Annotated in this window: 19 protein-coding genes and 2 pseudogenes; 15 read left to right on the forward strand and 6 right to left on the reverse strand. The window is 33.3% G+C overall.

From position 1 onward, the window contains the following. Window positions 1-210: 210 nt before the first annotated feature. Window positions 211-1,968, reverse strand: a complete 1,758-nt coding sequence (locus tag QUF99_RS08830) for a sensor histidine kinase (RefSeq protein WP_289369546.1) — start codon at window positions 1,966-1,968, stop codon at window positions 211-213. Between the two features lie 5 nt (window positions 1,969-1,973). Further along, the gene (locus tag QUF99_RS08835) at window positions 1,974-2,681 is read right to left on the reverse strand and encodes a response regulator transcription factor (protein WP_289374597.1); all 708 of its coding nucleotides are present in this window, start codon (window positions 2,679-2,681) and stop codon (window positions 1,974-1,976) included. 149 nt (window positions 2,682-2,830) lie between these two features. Between QUF99_RS08835 and QUF99_RS08840 the strand changes: the two genes are divergently transcribed. The 9 genes and pseudogenes from QUF99_RS08840 to QUF99_RS08880 all read left to right on the forward strand — a co-directional run bounded on the left by QUF99_RS08840 (window position 2,831) and on the right by QUF99_RS08880 (window position 10,122). Then, a complete protein-coding gene (locus tag QUF99_RS08840; protein WP_289369547.1) occupies window positions 2,831-3,664 on the forward strand; it encodes a CPBP family intramembrane glutamic endopeptidase in 834 nt (277 codons plus the stop codon). A gap of 109 nt (window positions 3,665-3,773) precedes the next feature. Beyond that, window positions 3,774-4,073: a hypothetical protein gene (locus QUF99_RS08845; protein WP_289369548.1), complete on the forward strand. Its 300-nt coding sequence runs from the start codon at window positions 3,774-3,776 to the stop codon at window positions 4,071-4,073. 14 nt (window positions 4,074-4,087) lie between these two features. Beyond that, the gene (locus tag QUF99_RS08850) at window positions 4,088-4,276 is read left to right on the forward strand and encodes a hypothetical protein (protein ID WP_289369549.1); all 189 of its coding nucleotides are present in this window, start codon (window positions 4,088-4,090) and stop codon (window positions 4,274-4,276) included. 335 nt (window positions 4,277-4,611) lie between these two features. After that, the gene (locus QUF99_RS08855; protein ID WP_289369550.1) at window positions 4,612-5,874 is read left to right on the forward strand and encodes a M48 family metallopeptidase; all 1,263 of its coding nucleotides are present in this window, start codon (window positions 4,612-4,614) and stop codon (window positions 5,872-5,874) included. Between the two features lie 208 nt (window positions 5,875-6,082). Continuing rightward, window positions 6,083-7,192, forward strand: a complete 1,110-nt coding sequence (locus QUF99_RS08860) for a response regulator aspartate phosphatase (RefSeq protein ID WP_353958391.1) — start codon at window positions 6,083-6,085, stop codon at window positions 7,190-7,192. Then, window positions 7,189-7,326 (forward strand): Phr family secreted Rap phosphatase inhibitor, encoded by a 138-nt coding sequence (locus tag QUF99_RS08865; protein ID WP_289369553.1) that lies wholly within the window; start codon window positions 7,189-7,191, stop codon window positions 7,324-7,326. Before QUF99_RS08860 ends, QUF99_RS08865 begins: the two co-directional genes overlap by 4 nt. An 87-nt stretch (window positions 7,327-7,413) precedes the next feature. Then, a pseudogene (locus QUF99_RS08870) lies at window positions 7,414-7,687 on the forward strand (recombinase family protein); the annotation flags it as partial. A 117-nt stretch (window positions 7,688-7,804) separates the two neighbouring features. After that, window positions 7,805-8,287, forward strand: a complete 483-nt coding sequence (locus QUF99_RS08875; protein ID WP_289369555.1) for a hypothetical protein — start codon at window positions 7,805-7,807, stop codon at window positions 8,285-8,287. Between the two features lie 296 nt (window positions 8,288-8,583). Next, window positions 8,584-10,122, forward strand: coding sequence for a thiol-activated cytolysin family protein (locus QUF99_RS08880; RefSeq protein ID WP_289369557.1), 1,539 nt, complete (start codon window positions 8,584-8,586; stop codon window positions 10,120-10,122). Between the two features lie 360 nt (window positions 10,123-10,482). Here the strand turns inward: QUF99_RS08880 and QUF99_RS08885 are convergent. Next, a pseudogene (locus QUF99_RS08885) lies at window positions 10,483-10,602 on the reverse strand (IS200/IS605 family element RNA-guided endonuclease TnpB); the annotation flags it as partial. Window positions 10,603-10,822: 220 nt separating this feature from the next. Between QUF99_RS08885 and QUF99_RS08890 the strand changes: the two are divergent. Beyond that, a complete protein-coding gene (locus tag QUF99_RS08890; protein ID WP_289369558.1) occupies window positions 10,823-11,494 on the forward strand; it encodes an HAD family hydrolase in 672 nt (223 codons plus the stop codon). Window positions 11,495-11,642: 148 nt separating this feature from the next. Further along, window positions 11,643-12,101 (forward strand): tRNA (N6-threonylcarbamoyladenosine(37)-N6)-methyltransferase TrmO, encoded by a 459-nt coding sequence (gene tsaA / locus QUF99_RS08895; RefSeq protein WP_289369559.1) that lies wholly within the window; start codon window positions 11,643-11,645, stop codon window positions 12,099-12,101. Between the two features lie 213 nt (window positions 12,102-12,314). Here tsaA and QUF99_RS08900 read toward each other — a convergent pair whose 3' ends face one another. The 3 genes from QUF99_RS08900 to QUF99_RS08910 form a co-directional block, all read right to left on the reverse strand. Further along, window positions 12,315-12,710 carry a DUF3224 domain-containing protein gene (locus QUF99_RS08900; RefSeq protein WP_289369562.1) on the reverse strand — a complete coding sequence of 132 codons (396 nt, stop codon included), beginning with the start codon at window positions 12,708-12,710 and terminating at the stop codon, window positions 12,315-12,317. 464 nt (window positions 12,711-13,174) lie between these two features. Then, entirely contained in the window at window positions 13,175-13,558 is a 384-nt protein-coding gene (locus tag QUF99_RS08905; protein ID WP_289369563.1) for a hypothetical protein, read from the reverse strand. 1 nt (window position 13,559) lies between these two features. Then, window positions 13,560-14,738 (reverse strand): alpha/beta hydrolase family protein, encoded by a 1,179-nt coding sequence (locus tag QUF99_RS08910; protein WP_289369565.1) that lies wholly within the window; start codon window positions 14,736-14,738, stop codon window positions 13,560-13,562. Window positions 14,739-14,796: 58 nt separating this feature from the next. Here QUF99_RS08910 and QUF99_RS08915 point away from each other — a divergent pair, with 58 nt between their 5' ends. From QUF99_RS08915 to QUF99_RS08930, 4 genes are all read left to right on the forward strand, one after another. Continuing rightward, entirely contained in the window at window positions 14,797-15,180 is a 384-nt protein-coding gene (locus tag QUF99_RS08915; RefSeq protein WP_289369566.1) for a DUF1433 domain-containing protein, read from the forward strand. A gap of 76 nt (window positions 15,181-15,256) precedes the next feature. Continuing rightward, the gene (locus tag QUF99_RS08920; RefSeq protein ID WP_289369576.1) at window positions 15,257-15,640 is read left to right on the forward strand and encodes a DUF1433 domain-containing protein; all 384 of its coding nucleotides are present in this window, start codon (window positions 15,257-15,259) and stop codon (window positions 15,638-15,640) included. Between the two features lie 76 nt (window positions 15,641-15,716). Further along, entirely contained in the window at window positions 15,717-16,103 is a 387-nt protein-coding gene (locus tag QUF99_RS08925; RefSeq protein WP_289369578.1) for a DUF1433 domain-containing protein, read from the forward strand. Window positions 16,104-16,166: 63 nt separating this feature from the next. Beyond that, window positions 16,167-16,760 carry a MepB family protein gene (locus tag QUF99_RS08930; RefSeq protein ID WP_289369580.1) on the forward strand — a complete coding sequence of 198 codons (594 nt, stop codon included), beginning with the start codon at window positions 16,167-16,169 and terminating at the stop codon, window positions 16,758-16,760. The last annotated feature ends 290 nt before the right edge of the window (window positions 16,761-17,050 follow it).

The raw sequence follows: 17,050 nt of genomic DNA on the forward strand, positions 1-17,050 counted from the left end.
TGATTTTTCGACATATAAGCCGCGGCTATGGATAACAAAAGGTGACCTGCACTCGTTTTCTCTCCTTATTTTCACTTGGCACGGGGCGGGAAAAGGATCTGACCGCTTCTATGCATGGCCGGATGCTCTCCCCCACCTAAAAAGAAGGGTTTTATGTCGGTTTTTTAATTTGTATTGGTTGAAAAATAGAAAAGAGCTTCCTAGATTTGACTAGGAAGCTCTTTTATCGTTAAGAGAGGGGAATATCATGATAATGGTCGTACCTTTTCCAAGATCACTTTCAATTGAAATTGTACCGTTATGAGCGAGAACAAGTTGTTTTGTAATTGCTAAGCCAAGACCGGTTCCTGAATCATTTTCTTCCGTGTTTGTACCGCGGTAGTATCGTTCAAATAAGAGATCTTTCGTTTGCTCGTCCATTCCTCGTCCATTATCTGAAATGGAAAGTGTAAACGAATCTTTGTCTTGTCCCAGTTTGACAATAACGTTTGTTGTTTCATTATTATGCTTCACCGCATTGGCTAATAAGTTTTCGATAATACGCTGAAACCATTGTTCTTCAATTTCATAATGGATAGCGTGTGAACTTGGGACAAATTCAATGTTTTGGTTTCGGATGGTCGGGTTGTTAACAAATTGCAATAATACTTTTTGGACAAATTGATTCATCTCAACTTGGACGTGTTGAGAGGGAATTGCTTTGTTTTTTAATTGGTAGGTTAAGCTTAAATCGTCAATAAGCGTTGTCATGTATTGTGATTTCTCTCGGATAATGTGGCCAAATTCTTGAATGTCGTTATCATTCCAATTATATTGCTTTGATTCTAATAAAAGAGAGTAACCGTAAATGGAACTTAGCGGTGTTTTTAAGTCATGTGTGAGACCAGTAATCCAGTCTTCACGTGTCTCTTCAATGAGCTGACGCATTGCTTCGTTTTTTTTGAGCGTAATTGAAAGGTGTTCTAAAGCATTTGTTACATCTTTAAAAAGGCGGAATGACCATTTTTCTTTACCAGAACGTCGAAAACGAATTGGTTTTCCTTTTCGGTTTACTGGCTCTTCGTATGTTCCGCCAGCAATATTTTTGAGCCAACGCATCGCATGTAATAACGGCTTTCCAAATTTTCTTCCATACCAGATAGAGATGATGACTAAGTAAACAAACAGAACAAACAAAATAAAACCAAAGCCTGTAAACAGTTTTTTGATGAATAAGGTTTCAGTTTCGGCATCTGGATTGTAATGATCATTTTTGGCTGTCACTACAAATAGAAGTTGATGATCTGAATTATAAAAACTAGAGATGTTTTCTTTATGATTCCATGGCTCTTTTTCAGCAAGTGCTGTTCTAATTGCTGAAAGTGGCTTTCCTTTTTTGTCAGGATAAGAAAAAATTTCTTCTCCTTGTGCATTAAACACTTGTAAAATGGCATTTTCTTCCGTGATGTGTTTTTTTTCTTTTTCTGTTAAAGAAAATTCAGGTGTTAACGGGGAAGTGCGTTCTTTTTGTAATCTTTGAAATAATGCATTACTTTTCATCCTTCCGCCGTAAATTACAATTACTTTCTTTTCTTCTAATTCAGTTTCCCAGTAAGTGAATTTATAAGGGCTTTGTATATGATGTTGTAAATACGCGACTAATGATGTTTTTGTATAAGAATTTGGAACATCTTCTGGTGTATTTAAGTCATATAGCACTTTTCCACTTTCATCTACAATTTGCAGCCAATCATTTTTGTCTTTAATTAATTCCTTTACGTCAGAGTTCAATGTGATGCGGCCATCTTCTGAGGAAACATATTGGGAAATAGTAAAGCTATCAGATTTTGGAATATTCGGTTCGTACAAGGTAGTACCGACAAGATAACCTAAATAACCAAAAGCAATTAATAAACCAATCAGTAAAGTGAACAAAACAAAAATATGCTGCATAATGAATTGAATAATTAATCGTCTTCGTAAGTTCATGACCACTACCTGCTCGGAAGGAACTTATAGCCAAGTCCACGAATAGTTTTAATATACTCTGGGTTACTTGGATCGAGTTCAATTTTTTCTCTTAATTTACGAATATGGACCATGACAGTATTATCATCGCCATTATAGGCAGGTGCCCCCCATACTTTTTCATACAACTCTTCTTTTGAAAACACGTAATTTGGGTGCTCGCAGAAAAAGAGTAACAGTTGAAATAGTTGGGCGGAGCACTCAATAATTTGACCATCTACTTGTAGCTCTGCTGCATTTTTATCGACTTGGAACCTTTCAAATGAAGAAATATGTGTTTCTTTCATAGGGTGTGCTGTTTGTTTCATATGTCTTCGAAGCTGTGCTTTCATACGTGCGACAACTTCTAACGGATTGAACGGTTTGGTAATATAGTCGTCCGCTCCGTATAAGAAACCGGATACTTTATCTAAATCAGATGTTTTTGCTGTCAGGAAGAAGATAGGACACTCTGTCTTTTGACGAATCACTGGGCAAATATCAAAACCAGATTGTCCCGGGAGCATCACATCTAGAATGATAAGATCATAGTTATGTTTCTCTACGAGTAATACAGCTTCTTCAGCTGATATTGCAGTTGTAATATGTGTAAAGCCTTCTTTTTGTAGAATAGTAGTTAATAATTGTAAAATGGCTGTTTCATCATCAACAAGTAAAATATTTGCATGGTACATCATAAATCGCCCCCTATTTTCATCGAATATCATATCATTTTCCTGTAAGTTATGGAATTCATTAGAAATTTTAAGGAAAATTTAAGGTTTTCTTTGCTTAGAAATAAGATTGAAATGATATGATAAAAGTAACATAGGGAGGAGATAGCTTGAATCCATTCTGCCACATACAAGCTCGATATTTTTTGATCATATTTACGCTTCTTTTATTTATTGATAGCGTTATTAAATATTTGTTAGAAAACACACTTCATCTGTCAATCCAGTTATCTTATTTTATTGATATATTTACACTTTATATATTCCCATCTTTTTGGTTATGGTATCAATACAAACGTCATGGTATCTCATTCGCTGTATTTATTAATCGAAGAGAACCATTTAAGCTATCGCAGGTACTACTGATTACAGGGATGTTGTGTATGTTTAGTTACGGATTCCTAGTTCTTTATATGTATAGTTTTTCTTGGATTACACCCAATTTTATTATGAATCTATTACATAAACCAATTGTAGGGAGTACAGGCACATCCGTTTCTCAAATTATAATTATGGTATTTGTAGCTCCGGTTATAGGAGAATTATTATTTCGAGGCTTTCTCTTTCAACGGTTTGCAGCGAAATGGGGAACTGGAAAAGGTATGATTGTTGTAGCTCTTATTTTTGGATGTTTTCATGTTGATTTTCTCAGTGCTGTTATGTTCAGTATTGTGTTGTCAATTGTATACATTCGTACAAAAAGCTTACTTATGCCAATTAGCATTCACATGTTAAATAATATTGTTGTATTTACTGTATCCTTTATGCTCAGTAAAGAAAAAATGGTGAGTCTAGCGGATTTTCTAAATTATACGACGTTTTTCACAGGTCTTATTTTATTTATCATTGGACTGAATTTACTGCTTGTCTTTCTGTTTGCAAACCGTCGATATATGAATAAAGGGATGCCCGGATTATATTCAGATAAAGTGAGAGAGTTGTAGAAATATCGGAATATTCAGGTTGGTAGTGAGGTTTTATTTTTAGAATGTAAGGGTACGGGGATCATGAAACAAATTGAAAAATAATAAAAGAGAGGGTGTGTAGTATTCTATGAATCGAACGATGCAATCAAATAAAATATTTTATTTGATTATGGTAGGTCTTATTTTCATAACGACAGTGAATGTTATTTTTCACTGGAATGAAACATACTTTTTTGTTTATTTAGCTCTTCATCTTCTTGGACTCCTATGTATTGGTGGTGGGATTGTAGTAGAAAAAGGGGACGAGAATGGAATCAATTATATATGTGTTCTCGGTTTAATACTTTTACTTGTCGTACAAGGGATTATGAAATATAGTGTAATTTCTTTTCAAGATTTCAGTTTCTTTGTCAACATAATTCAATAGAAAGAGATAATAGAATGGAACATACTAAAAAACGTACTGTAATTGAATTTTTCGTTATGATTGCGATGTTTGGGGTAATACAAATGATTGTGAGGGGGCGTCCTGATCAACAAGTGGAATGGTTACATTTTGCGACGGAATGTTTTGTTTTTACAATTGGATTAGGTTTTGTTGCATTATTTACACATAAAGTGAAACTTTGATCAGTGGGGGGGCTTCATCCCCCACTGATCATTAGCCCTCACCAATCGGGCTTTTACGGGCAGTTATCCCCCATCTATCTTCTTTGAACTTCTCAGAATCTTGAGATGGGAGTCTTACTGCCCGCGAATAGCGGGGTAAAATAAAAGAACGACAAGAACAGTGAAACTCTTCCGGTGCAGAAGAGTTTTTTATATTGCCTTTTTCATGAAGCGTGATAATCACTTTTGGACCATTTTACAATAAAAAGATTCCACTTCATTTTATTAGCTTGGTCTATTTTAGAAAGAACGAACTTACAATAATAATAGACAGGCAGCATAGAGGAGGAGATAACGTGAGAAAGGTTATTGGATGGTCACTTTTTTTGTACGTTGGTTTTGCATTATTTATATATTGGTATTTATTTGGCTGGAATCATGAAATCATTCCGGATATGTATAAAGGAACGAGTGCGGATCCACAAACGTTTATGAATGCGAAGGAACTGACATTAAGTCAAGATTATTCACGAGTGAAAAACTTACTATTTTTTTTAGCAACGCCCCTTGAATGGATCATTTTATTATTTGTTCTCGTTCTTGGTATATCAAAGCGTTTTGAAAAGTGGTCAAAGGAGACGACAAAAGTACGGATTATTCAAGTTGCGATTTATTTATTTTATTTATCATTGCTTACAACGGTACTTTCATTACCACTACAATGGATTGGCCATCAAGTGTCAATCGATTATGGTATTTCAACGCAAACAACTGCGAGCTGGATAAAAGATCATGTCATTGATTTTTGGGTAAACTTTATTATGATGTTTCTCGTTGTCTCTGTGCTCCTATGGCTCATTCATAAATTTCCAAAACGATGGTGGCTATTTGGGTGGGCATTGTCTGTGCCATTTACAATTTTTTTAACATTTGTGCAACCGGTAGTGATTGACCCGCTATATCATGAATTTTCTACGCTGCAAAATAAAGATCTAGAGAAGAAAATTTTAGCGATTGCTGACCGGGCACATATCCCAACAGAGCATGTATATGAAGTGAATATGTCTGAGAAAACGACCGCATTAAATGCATATGTGACGGGGATTGGATCGAATTCTCGTATTGTATTATGGGATACGACGCTTCAGCAGCTGAAAGATAAAGAGATTTTATTTATTATGGCTCATGAAATGGGACATTACGTTATGAAACATATATATTGGGGCGTAGCGAGTTACATCGTTTTAACATTTGTTGGTATGTACCTCATAAGCCGTATTATAAATGCGTGTGTACGAAAATGGGGAGATACACTGCAAATTTCAAAGATGGCATGTTTTTCAATTATTCCATTGTTTTTTCTTATCTCTTCAGTACTGTCCTTTGCGGTGAGCCCGGCATCCAACTATGTATCTCGTATAGAAGAGCGGGCGGCTGATCAATATGCACTGGATATGACGAAAGATGGTCAATCTGGTGTGAAAACATTTCAATATTTATCAAAAACAGGGTTAAGCCAAGTAGATCCCCCGGCGTTAGTGAAGTTTTTCTTATATACGCATCCACCAATTTTTGAAAGAATTCATACGTTTGAAGAGTATGGTAAGCAAAAGAAGTGAGGAGCAGCGCATGTGCTGCTTCTTTATTTATATCAAAGCAGTTGTGAAAACTGAAAAGCAGATAAAAGAGCGGTCTAATGAAATGAAATAAAGAATGCTATTATATTGAGAAATATTTTTTCGGCTGAAATATTTAGAAAATTCGATGTTTTTATAGTTTCTTTTTGTTATTATGTTAGTAATCTACGGACAAAGGAGAAGGAGCTATATGAGCGTAAACGTGATAAAAAAAGAAGAAATCGCTTTGCTGTTAAATGAATGGTATCAAGAAATTCGCTCGCAAAATTTTGTTAAAGCAAAAGAATTGAAACAAAATATTGATACAAAAATTCATAGCATGGAAGAAAATCAAACGAATGCAGAGTATTATTCACTTTTAGATTTTCGATTTAAAATGTTAAGTGCAGAATTTTATCCTAATCAATCTGACGTATCTAAGAATGATGTCAAAAAAATGGAGTTGAATAAAGCTCCATCAGATGAATCTTTAGCATATTATTATCATTTCTTTAAGGCTTCTCATGCGACTGTAAAAGGGGAGTTTAAAGTGGCTGAAAAGCATTATGAAATAGCTGAATCTCTGTTGAAAAATATTCATGATCCAATGGAAAAAGCAGAATTTAATTTTAAACTATCCAGCTATTATTACCATGTTTGCCAGCCTGTTTTAGTAATTCAATATGCAACTAGAGCAAGAAATACATTTGCCGGGCAACATGGGTATGACAGGAAAGTTGCAGCGTGTGACAACGTTCTGGGTTTAGCCTGTATAAAGTTAAATGAATTTGAACAGGCAGAAGTTTATTTTATGTCGTCTCTGGATATTTTGCAAAAGCAAAATGAAGAAGAATTAATGTTACGAGTTCGCCATAGTTTAGGGGTTATGTATGCAGAGCAAAACCTATCTGATTTAGCAATTCGTTATTTATCAGAAGTATCACAAAAAATCCCAAATCACTTTAGAGCGATTTTTTTAGAAGCTAGAGAGAATTTTAAGTTAGGAGAAACAAAGCTTGCAGCGTTCCTAATTGAAAAAGGGTTAGTAATCTGTAATGAATTAGAACAAGAAGAATATAAACATCATTTTACAATTTTAAAAGAAATGAATGAGAATGTTTCAGCTGAACAATTAGAGGTAGCCATTTCCAAAGGGATTTCTTTCTTTAAAGAAGCGGGTTTATGGCAATATGTACAGGAATATGCTGAAAAATTAGCGGTTAAATATTATAAAGAAGGAAATCCAATAAAATCCAGTGAATATTTCTATTTAGGGCATAAGGAAAGAGAAGAAGGTTTTCAGAAAGGGGCTTTAAAATGAAAAGGATTATAACTAGCTCAATTGGGCTAATAATGACAGTCGTATTATTAAGTGGAGTAAACGTTTCAACGGATCAACAAAAGGATAGCACGACAAATGTTATACAATATACGCATGGGGAACCGTGGGGTTGATTTATTATAAGTCATGATATATGTAGTTAAAATATTGTTTTACTCTCACTATAAAAAACCTTGCTATCAAGAGTAAGGTTTTTTACTTTTTTAGGAAACTTCATTACAGATCTTATATTACAAATTTTGTCCTGGCTTGCTGAAGAAGAACGAACGAAGATCAAAACTCGTCAAGGTGAAGGGATTGACCTAGCAAAAACACAAGGGAAGCATTTAGGAAGACCTAAAAAAAATTACAGATGAATTTATTGTTGCCTATGCGGATTGGAAAAAAGGTGATATTTCAGCGTTAGAAGCGATGAGAAGATGTAGTATGACAAGTCCAACATTTTATAGGGTTGTAAAAAGGGATGAAGAATAAGAACTCAATGACCGCCAATAATGATAGCTTATGTTAACTGAACATAATATATAACAGGTATAGTAAACGTTACTGGCGAATGGAGATACATAAATTATTAGTAGTTGGAGGAATTGTATGAATTTCATTTTACCTGAACATACACTTTTAGCTCCCATTTTTGAAGCATTTCAAAGTAGGGAAAAGGAGTTTAATTGGCTTATAACAGACCTGGAATTTGCTACACTTCAGGAAGAGAAACTTATACGAGATTATCCTACAATGTCTCATCAAATAGCCTGGATAATTGGTGAAGATCTTTCAACTCTCGTGAACAAGTATGATCCCCAATTTATTTTGGGGGTACTATCTGCGTTTGATAAGTCTATAAACATTGATGTAAATAATCTACTTGTAGAACCCTATGCAGACGGGAACGAAGAACTCTGGGTACCAAATCCAGAGATTCAACATCCCCAAGCAACACTTGAGATTGTTTGTTGGGATTCCACTTTGATATTACTATTAAGCAATGATATTAATAGATTAGGATTCGCCATACAAATTGCTTACTTACGTTTTCCAGGAAGACCATTATCTGCGAATGAAAAATATGATTAATGCAACTCTTATTAACAATGCAAAGGGAGCTTGCTATATTCTTATATGTAATATTGCATATAAGAATGTGTTGATAAAAATGCAAGCGATTACTATAATGAGAGCATAAAGATAAATCACATCTTAGCAACAACAAAAGAGGAGGAAGTAATATGACAATCGCAATGACAATTTTAAAATTTGTAGGTGGAGTACTTCCATTAGTTCAAGAACTTTTAAAAGCATTTATGTAAGTTCACTATTTAGCAATTATTTATAAATAATTATCATACCTTAATACGAAAAAAAGGAAGGGGTTGATTTTTTTGAAAATTAAGAAAAATACCAAAGGAATAAAATTACTAGCATGTTTATCAATTGGCTTATGCACTATTAATTATTCTTCTATTTCCTTCGCTGAAACACATACAAGTAATTCAGCTGATGCAACAAAAAAAGCTATTAACATTGATACTGGCATAGCAAATCTAAAGTATAATAATCAAGAGGTTTTAGCAGTAAATGGTGATAAAGTCGAGAGTTTTGTTCCGAAAGAAAGTACAAATTCAAATGGTAAATTTGTAGTAGTTGAACGTGAGAAAAAATCACTTACAACTTCACCAGTCGATATTTCGATTATTGATTCTGTGGCTAATCGTACATATCCAGGAGCAGTACAACTTGCAAATAAAGCTTTTGCGGATAATCAACCTAGTTTGTTAGTAGCTAAGAGAAAACCTTTGAATATTAGTATAGACTTACCTGGCATGAGAAAAGACAATACAATTACTGTCCAAAATCCTACATATGGTAATGTGTCTGGAGCAGTAGATGAATTAGTATCTACTTGGAATGAAAAGTATTCAAAAACACATACGTTACCTGCAAGAATGCAGTATACAGAATCTATGGTTTATAGTAAATCTCAAATAGCAAGTGCTCTTAATGTTAACGCTAAATATCTTGACAATGCACTGAACATTGATTTTAAAGCGATTGCAGATGGAGAGAAAAAAGTGATGGTTGCGGCATATAAGCAAATCTTTTATACCGTAAGTGCAGAACTACCTAACAATCCATCAGACCTTTTTGATAATAGTGTTACGTTTGACGAGTTAAATCGTAAAGGGGTAAGTAATGCGGCTCCGCCTGTTATGGTGTCAAATGTAGCTTATGGTAGAACAGTTTATGTGAAATTAGAAACATCATCTAAGAGCAAAGATGTACAAACTGCTTTTAAAGCCTTAATTAAGGGTCAAGGCGTTGAAGCGAGTGGACAGTACAAAGATATTTTTGAAGACAGTACCTTTACCGCTGTAGTATTAGGCGGAGATGCAAAAGAGCATAACAAGGTTGTTACAAAAGATTTTAATGAAATACGAAATATCATTAAAGATAATGCAGAATTAAGTCCTAAAAATCCAGCATACCCAATTTCATATACAAGCACTTTCTTAAAAGATAACGCAACTGCTGCTGTTCATAACAATACAGATTATATTGAGACTAAAACTACAGAATATTCAAGTGCTAAAATGACGCTTGATCATTCTGGTGCATATGTTGCTCAATTTGATGTATCTTGGGATGAATTCTCATATGATCAAAATGGAAAAGAAGTACTAACACATAAAACTTGGGAAGGAAGCGGCAGAGACAAAACTGCTCATTTCTCTACAGTCATACCACTTCCACCGAATTCAAAAAATGTAAAAGTCGTAGCGAGAGAATGTACAGGTCTTGCATGGGAATGGTGGAGAACAATTATTAATGAACAAAATGTTCCATTAACAAATGAAATAAAAGTTTCAATTGGAGGAACAACATTATACCCAAGTGCTAATATTAGTCATTAGGTAAAAGTGAAGCGCCCTGTTTACAGGGCGCTTTTTTACTTGGTCACAAGTATATCGGCGCTTTTTCAAATATATCATACTCATCTAATTGGAGAGTCAACATACTATTTTAAGTAAAGAAAAAACGCCCAAAAAGGCGGTTTACTTTTATCCCGCATTAACGGGCAGTAATACCCCCACCTCAAAGTTCTGCAAGGAGCAAAGAAGTTAGGTGGGGGATAAACTGCCCGTAAAAGCCCGATTCGTTCAACTAATGATCAGTGGGGGATGAAGAAAACCCCCACTGATCAAAGTTTCACTTTATATTGGCCTGTTCCAAGTCAAACGGTTCACCGACTTTTAAACTCATTAAACTAACCTCGGGTTGCGCCGAATCGTTGCATTTAAAATACGCCCTTCTACTTCACGACTTTTGGCAAAGCGAACAAGGGCAAGTTTAGGTAACTTCATTTTGTTGCCTTCAATCGCAATATTTTCGTTATGGGGGGATTTTGATTCTTTAGGTTGATGGGCATGGGGTGCTACTCCTAATATAAAATCTCCAGAAGTAATAGGTAATTTATGTTAAAGTATATAAAAGATTGATGCAAAGTCATTATTAAATTAAAGGGCAGTTTAATTTAATAATAATTGGTTAAGTTTTTGTTTTATTGTTAAAATTTACAAATTGTTCAACAATGGTAAAAAGGGAGAGAAAGCAATGTTACAATCATTGATTTTTGATATGGATGGAACTCTATTTCAAACAGATAAAATTTTAGAATTATCACTTGATGATACTTTTAACCATTTACGGTCACTAAATAAATGGGATACAGTAACCCCTATTGATAAATACCGTGAAATTATGGGTGTACCTTTACCAAAAGTATGGGAAGCTTTGTTACCTAATCATTCTAATGAAGTAAGAGAACAAACTGATGCTTATTTTCTGGAAAGATTAGTTGAAAACATAAGAAGTGGGAAAGGTGCTTTATATCCTAATGTAAAGGAAGTTTTCAGTTATTTAAAAGAGAATAATTGTTCAATTTATATAGCGAGTAATGGTTTAACGGAATATTTAAAAGCAATTGTGAGTTATTATAATTTGGATAATTGGGTTACTGAAACATTTAGTATTCAACAAATACAAACGCTCGATAAAGGAGATTTAGTTAAAACAATTATAAAAAAATATGATATAAAAAAAGCGGCAGTAGTCGGAGACCGTCTATCTGATATAAATGCGGCTAAAGATAATGGTTTAATTGCAATTGGATGTAATTTTGATTTTGCACAAGAAGATGAACTCGCTCAGGCTGATTTGGTAATAGATGATTTAATTGAACTCAAAACAATAATACCTAAAATGAAAAATACTTTATTGAACTAAAGGGAACTTTAATGGAACAAACCCCAAAAAAAGATAAGCTCAGAGCATAAATTCTGAGCTTTTTTCGTGATATATACTATGTGATTTATAAACATATATAAAATTACTTCTGCTATCGGGAGTTATGTAAAGAAAGAAGGAACAAAATTTGAGTTTAATAAATATGTCTTCTATAGGTGAAGTAACATCAATTATTGATGAAAAGGTATATGAAGAATGGGGAGAAATTGTTTCGACTATCATAATTAATCCAGAATATAAAGAAGGACTAATTGGATTAGAAGAATATTCGCATGTTATGGTTATCTTTTTTATGGATCAATTTAAAGAAGAGAAAAATCAATCTTGGATTAGAAAACCAAGAGGAATTGAAACTTTAGCTAAGAAGGGTTGCTTTGCACAAAGAACAAAGTATCGTCCTAATCCTATTGGGATTTCTACAGTTGAGATATTATCAATTGATGATAATGTAATTACCGTAAAAGGATTAGATGCTAATAATAAGACACCAGTATTAGATATTAAACCTTATATACCAGAGTTTGATTCAAGAAAGGATACTTGTGTCCCTGTATGGATGAAAGAATTAATGAGAGATTATTTCTAATTTTTTTATTTGATATCAATGATGATAAAAAGCTAGCATAGAGCTAGCTTTTTTACTTCCGCTAAGTGGTGTTATGTTAACCTCACTTGAATAGGGTATACATTGTTCCTTGTTCAACTAACGGGGTAGGATAGTTGAACAAGCTCGTTCGACGAAAAGGACATTCTTGGTATTACAGGGGATGTCCTTTTTACTAAACTATAGAGTATGTTGCTAGAATTCAAAGTCTAGAATCATTTTACTGGTTTGACCTGTAAACTTATAATTATAGGACCCTTTTAGGCTTTCTAAGTCACCGGTAGCTTTGATGATTGTTGCCGGAGAATCTAGATTTCCTTTATCAAATATTCCTTGCTCTATAGCTGTAAACGTCCCTTGTTTTCCCTTATAAGTTCCTTCGAAATGCAAAAATCCGGAAATTTTAGAAGTAGCCAAGTGACCATCATCTATGCTTGATTCTAAATAATATAATAAATATTCAACAAAAGCTTTTCCTTTTAATTCACCGTCAATATCATATTCGGCATGGACAATATTAATAGGGAAATTTTTTCTAGTGTCATCGACTGGCTTTTCATCCCATTTGCTTACTGCAAATGTTACCTCCATACGCGTAAACCTCCCTTCATTATTAGATGAGTAATCCACCTCCAGTATACCACCTAAAAACATCATCAATAGTGGTATCTCATAGGACTGTTTTTATTTGTTGTTTTTTACTAATTTTGTTAAGTATTACACTTAAAGTAACAGATGCTAATATTAAATTAGCTACTTTTTTATTACCAATAACGGGACTTATGTAAAAAGCTAGCATGGATCTAGTTTTTTCTTTTTTGTTTATGGATGTTCTAACCTCTTTGTTTTTCATGCTTTGAATGTATACTTTTATTAGTGATTTTGCTTAAAATAGCTAAAGTGGGATAAGGCTAATGAAATCAACATTTTGAATGTAAACTAATATACTAAATTTTACATTCAAAATCATTAAAAAAAGTCCTACATAAGAGGACTTTTTTCTATGTATATAGATTAAAATAATAATAGCAATTCTTTAGTTTTTTCTATTTCTCTTATTTTTTTCCACAACTATCAATTAAATCATATTGTGCAGAAACCATCTCATTTCGAATTTGTTCAAGATGTTCATGTAATGTTTTTTTTACTGCACTTCCTGTTTTACTTTCAAAACTTTTGTTTAATGCAATCCCTTGTTCAGATAAGCTTTTGCATACATCATGAAATGATTCTTTATTTTTTTGAATGGTATGCTTTTGTTTTGCTACAATACCATTTGCTTTAAATGATACTTCTGTTTTCAAAAGTTTTCGCTGCATTTCTCTTTCTAATTGTTTTTTAGCAGCTTGCAACTCGTCAACAATAGCCCCAGCTGCACCCACTGCAGCTTTTTCTATTTCTTTCTCTATTTTCTGAATTTCCCCTATAAAATCCATCATATTATCTCACTGCCAATCCTTCCAAATTTGTCCCTAATTGATTGTCTTTATCTCGTAATGAATTAGCTGCATACGCAATATCATCTCCAAAACGAATTAATTCTTTTTGTTTTTTTCGTAAAAGATGAATTAGTTCTTCTGCGAGTTTTACATCATGAAAATAATCTTTTCCGTCTTGGGATGCTTTTGCAATCTTTCTAATTGCTTCATCCACTTCATGTTCTTCTAAAAGATGATACTTCCCACCTGGTCCTGTCTCATGTTTTAACTGACTTTTTAGTTTTGCAACTTCCTCTTCTTCTTGCTGTTGAAAACGTTCTATATTTTTCACAATATCAAGTAATAGGTCACTTATCTTTTGTATTTCTTTTGCATGCCTAATAATATCGTCCGGTTCTAATTCTAATTGAACTCCACCATTATGGAATATACCTTCAAACGTACTTAACATATGACCAGCTAGTCCTGCATAAGCATATATGCCATCAGATGACCCATTATGTTTCACCGTATATTGTTTGCCGATTAAAGGTGCGTCGAATTGAGTAAAGTTTCCTACTTTATCATTTTTATGTGTATAATCTGTAGCTTTATTTTCCATTACGCCTTCATCTACTCGTTTTTTTGCTTCATCACTCAGTAATCGATAGACATTAGGTGCAGCCCATGTAGTTGCATAACAATTTAATTCAGCAGCTATAAGGTCTGCCTCTCCAGCTCCTTTACTATGTCCAGTTGTATGAAGAGATTCCGGCTTATATTTCGCAACAATGTCATTTTTAGCCCATTTTAATCCAGTTTCAAATGTTGTCTCTACATTTTCAACTTGTTCGTCATTCATTCGATAGTTTTTTTTAACACCTAAAAAAATCTGCTTGATATCTATTGTGATATCTCCATCAAGTTCCTCTGGCTTTGTTCCACGAAATGATAGGATTATATTTTTATAGTCAGTTTTGCCCTCTTCATACTCTTTTGCTCGTACTACTGCGATGGCTTGTAACCCATTTTTTACTTGCCCAGGATCTTTTGCATTTATGGATTCTATCACAACCCACAAATTACCGTTACTTCCTTCTATCTCTGTTCCTTTCTTTAAAACAGAATCTTTATAAACAATACTTGAAAGTTTAAAATAATCTTCATCTGTCGCAATAGGATTCCTTTGAAATTCATTCATCTTCATCAACTCATTTCATGGTATATTTTAACTATATTCAAATATAAGGGGATTTCCAATGAAAAAAAATCTTATAATTGTTTTATCCATTATTTGTATTATAACAGGAGGGTATTTTACTATGGAATACTTAAAACAAAAAGAAAAAGAAGAAAAGTTTTGGAAAGACCAAGAAGCACGGATAGAAAAATATATTCATTACAATATTAAAGATGTAAAATCTATTACATTTACAAAGCATGAAGTAAATCCAATGGGAGTTCCTTCTATAGATGGGTATATAAACGATGATAAAGAATTAGATTTCATCGCTAGCATTAGCACAACGAAAGATTTCGAAAACGATTTTACACGTTCTAGAAAATTAGGAAAACTTATAAAAAAACCTGCAAAATCTGTATCTGAAATCGAAAAAGAAGAGAAAGAAAAAAAACAAGAGTAATCTTTGCACTACTCTTGTTTTTTGTATCTCATTTTAAGAAGAGTGTAATGGTAAGTTTTTTATAAGGGGATTTTCTATGAGGAAAGTAATGATTTTGGTTGTATCTGCTATGGTAATCATAGCAGGAGGGTATTTTACTATGGAATACTTAAAACAAAAAGAAAAAGAAGAAAAGTTTTGGAAAACACAAGAAGCACGGGTAGAAAAGTATATTCATTATAATATTCAAGATGTAAAATCTATTACATTTACAAAAAAAGATGTAAGTCCGATGGGAGTTCCTTCTGTAGAAGGATATATAAATAATGATAAGGAATTATGGTTTGATGCAAGTATAAGTACTACGGAAAATTTTGAAGATGATTTTGGACGTTCTGGAGAACTGGGGAAACTTATAAAAGACCCTGAAAAATCAGTATCAGAAATTGAAAAAGAAGAGAAAGAGAAAAGGCAGGAGTAGTCTTTGCACTACTCATATCTTCTGTATCCCATTTTAAGAAGAATACATAGGTAAGTTTTTTATAAGGTGATTTCCAATGAAGAAAGTAATGATTTGGTTTGTATCTGCTGTGGTGCTCATAGCAGGAGGGGATTTTACAATGGAATACTTAAAACAAAAAGAAAAAGAAGAAAAGTTTTGGAAAGATCAAGAGGCACGAGTAGAAAAGTATATTCGTTATAATATTCAAGATGTAAAATCTATTATATTTACAAAAAAAGATGTAAGTCCGATGGGAGTTCCTTCTGTAGAAGGATATATAAATAATGATAAGGAATTATGGTTTGATGCAAGTATAAGTACTACGGAAAACTTTGAAGATAAATTATCGCGTTCTGGAGAACTGGGGAAACTTATAAAAGACCCTGAAAAATCCGTGTCTGAAATTGAAAAAGAAGAGAAAGAAAATCAACATAAAAATTGAATATATCATAATAGTAAAATGAATAGTAAGCTTACTAACTAGAATGGAGGACTTGAACAAAAAATGGATGAGAAAAATCGAGACTCTTCAGAAGCTAATTTTAGTGACCAAAATCCCTGGACTTCCTCTGGCACAATTCATAGTGACCTTCTTGCAACGAAGGATCTTGTCTATAGTCCGTGCAGGTTTGAGTGCTCTCAACCACTAATAGAAGCACAAAACGCTGAATACGGAGCTTATGTGTTTAAATTGAATACTCTTTCCATTAGATTTCGTATAGCTAAAATCACTCCTACAAAGGTTGGGCAATTTGTGACTTTGTGGGAGAGAATTGAAGATGGGTCGATTCAACCATATGACGTATCAGATCCAATTGATTTGTTTGTTATTAGTACTCGTAAAGGTAATAACTTTGGTCAGTTTGTATTTCCAAAAGCTGTTTTATGTGATCAAAATATAGTATCTAGTAAGGGTAAAGGTGGTAAACGAGCAATACGCATTTACCCGCCTTGGGACAAGCCTACGAGTCGTCAGGCTCAAAAAACTCAGATATGGCAGCTAGAATATTTCTTAGAGATACCTGTAAATATGCCAATAGACTGTGATCGTGTTCAAATGCTCTACAGTCTAAATCAGGCAAGTCAAATAGTAAAATAATTATGTTCCCTATGAAAGTAAATAAATATCTAAAAGTTTACTTTCGGATTTAATTTCTAAAATTCACACAATTATCGATAATACAATTCTATAAATATTAATATATGATATATACTGGAATTGTCATGTCAGTCTCTAAACATACCTCTCCGTTCTCCATGTTTAGAATATTGTCTATGTTCCCTTATGTTAACATTATTTCAAAAAGGACTTGTAGAGGTACTACAAGTTCTTTTTATTTTTTTTATGTAAACTTATTTAAATAAAGACTTCCTTTATTTATTCTGTTC

Source organism: Bacillus sp. DX4.1 (assembly GCF_030348195.1).
In the GTDB taxonomy this organism is placed as follows: Bacteria; Bacillota; Bacilli; order Bacillales; family Bacillaceae_G; genus Bacillus_A.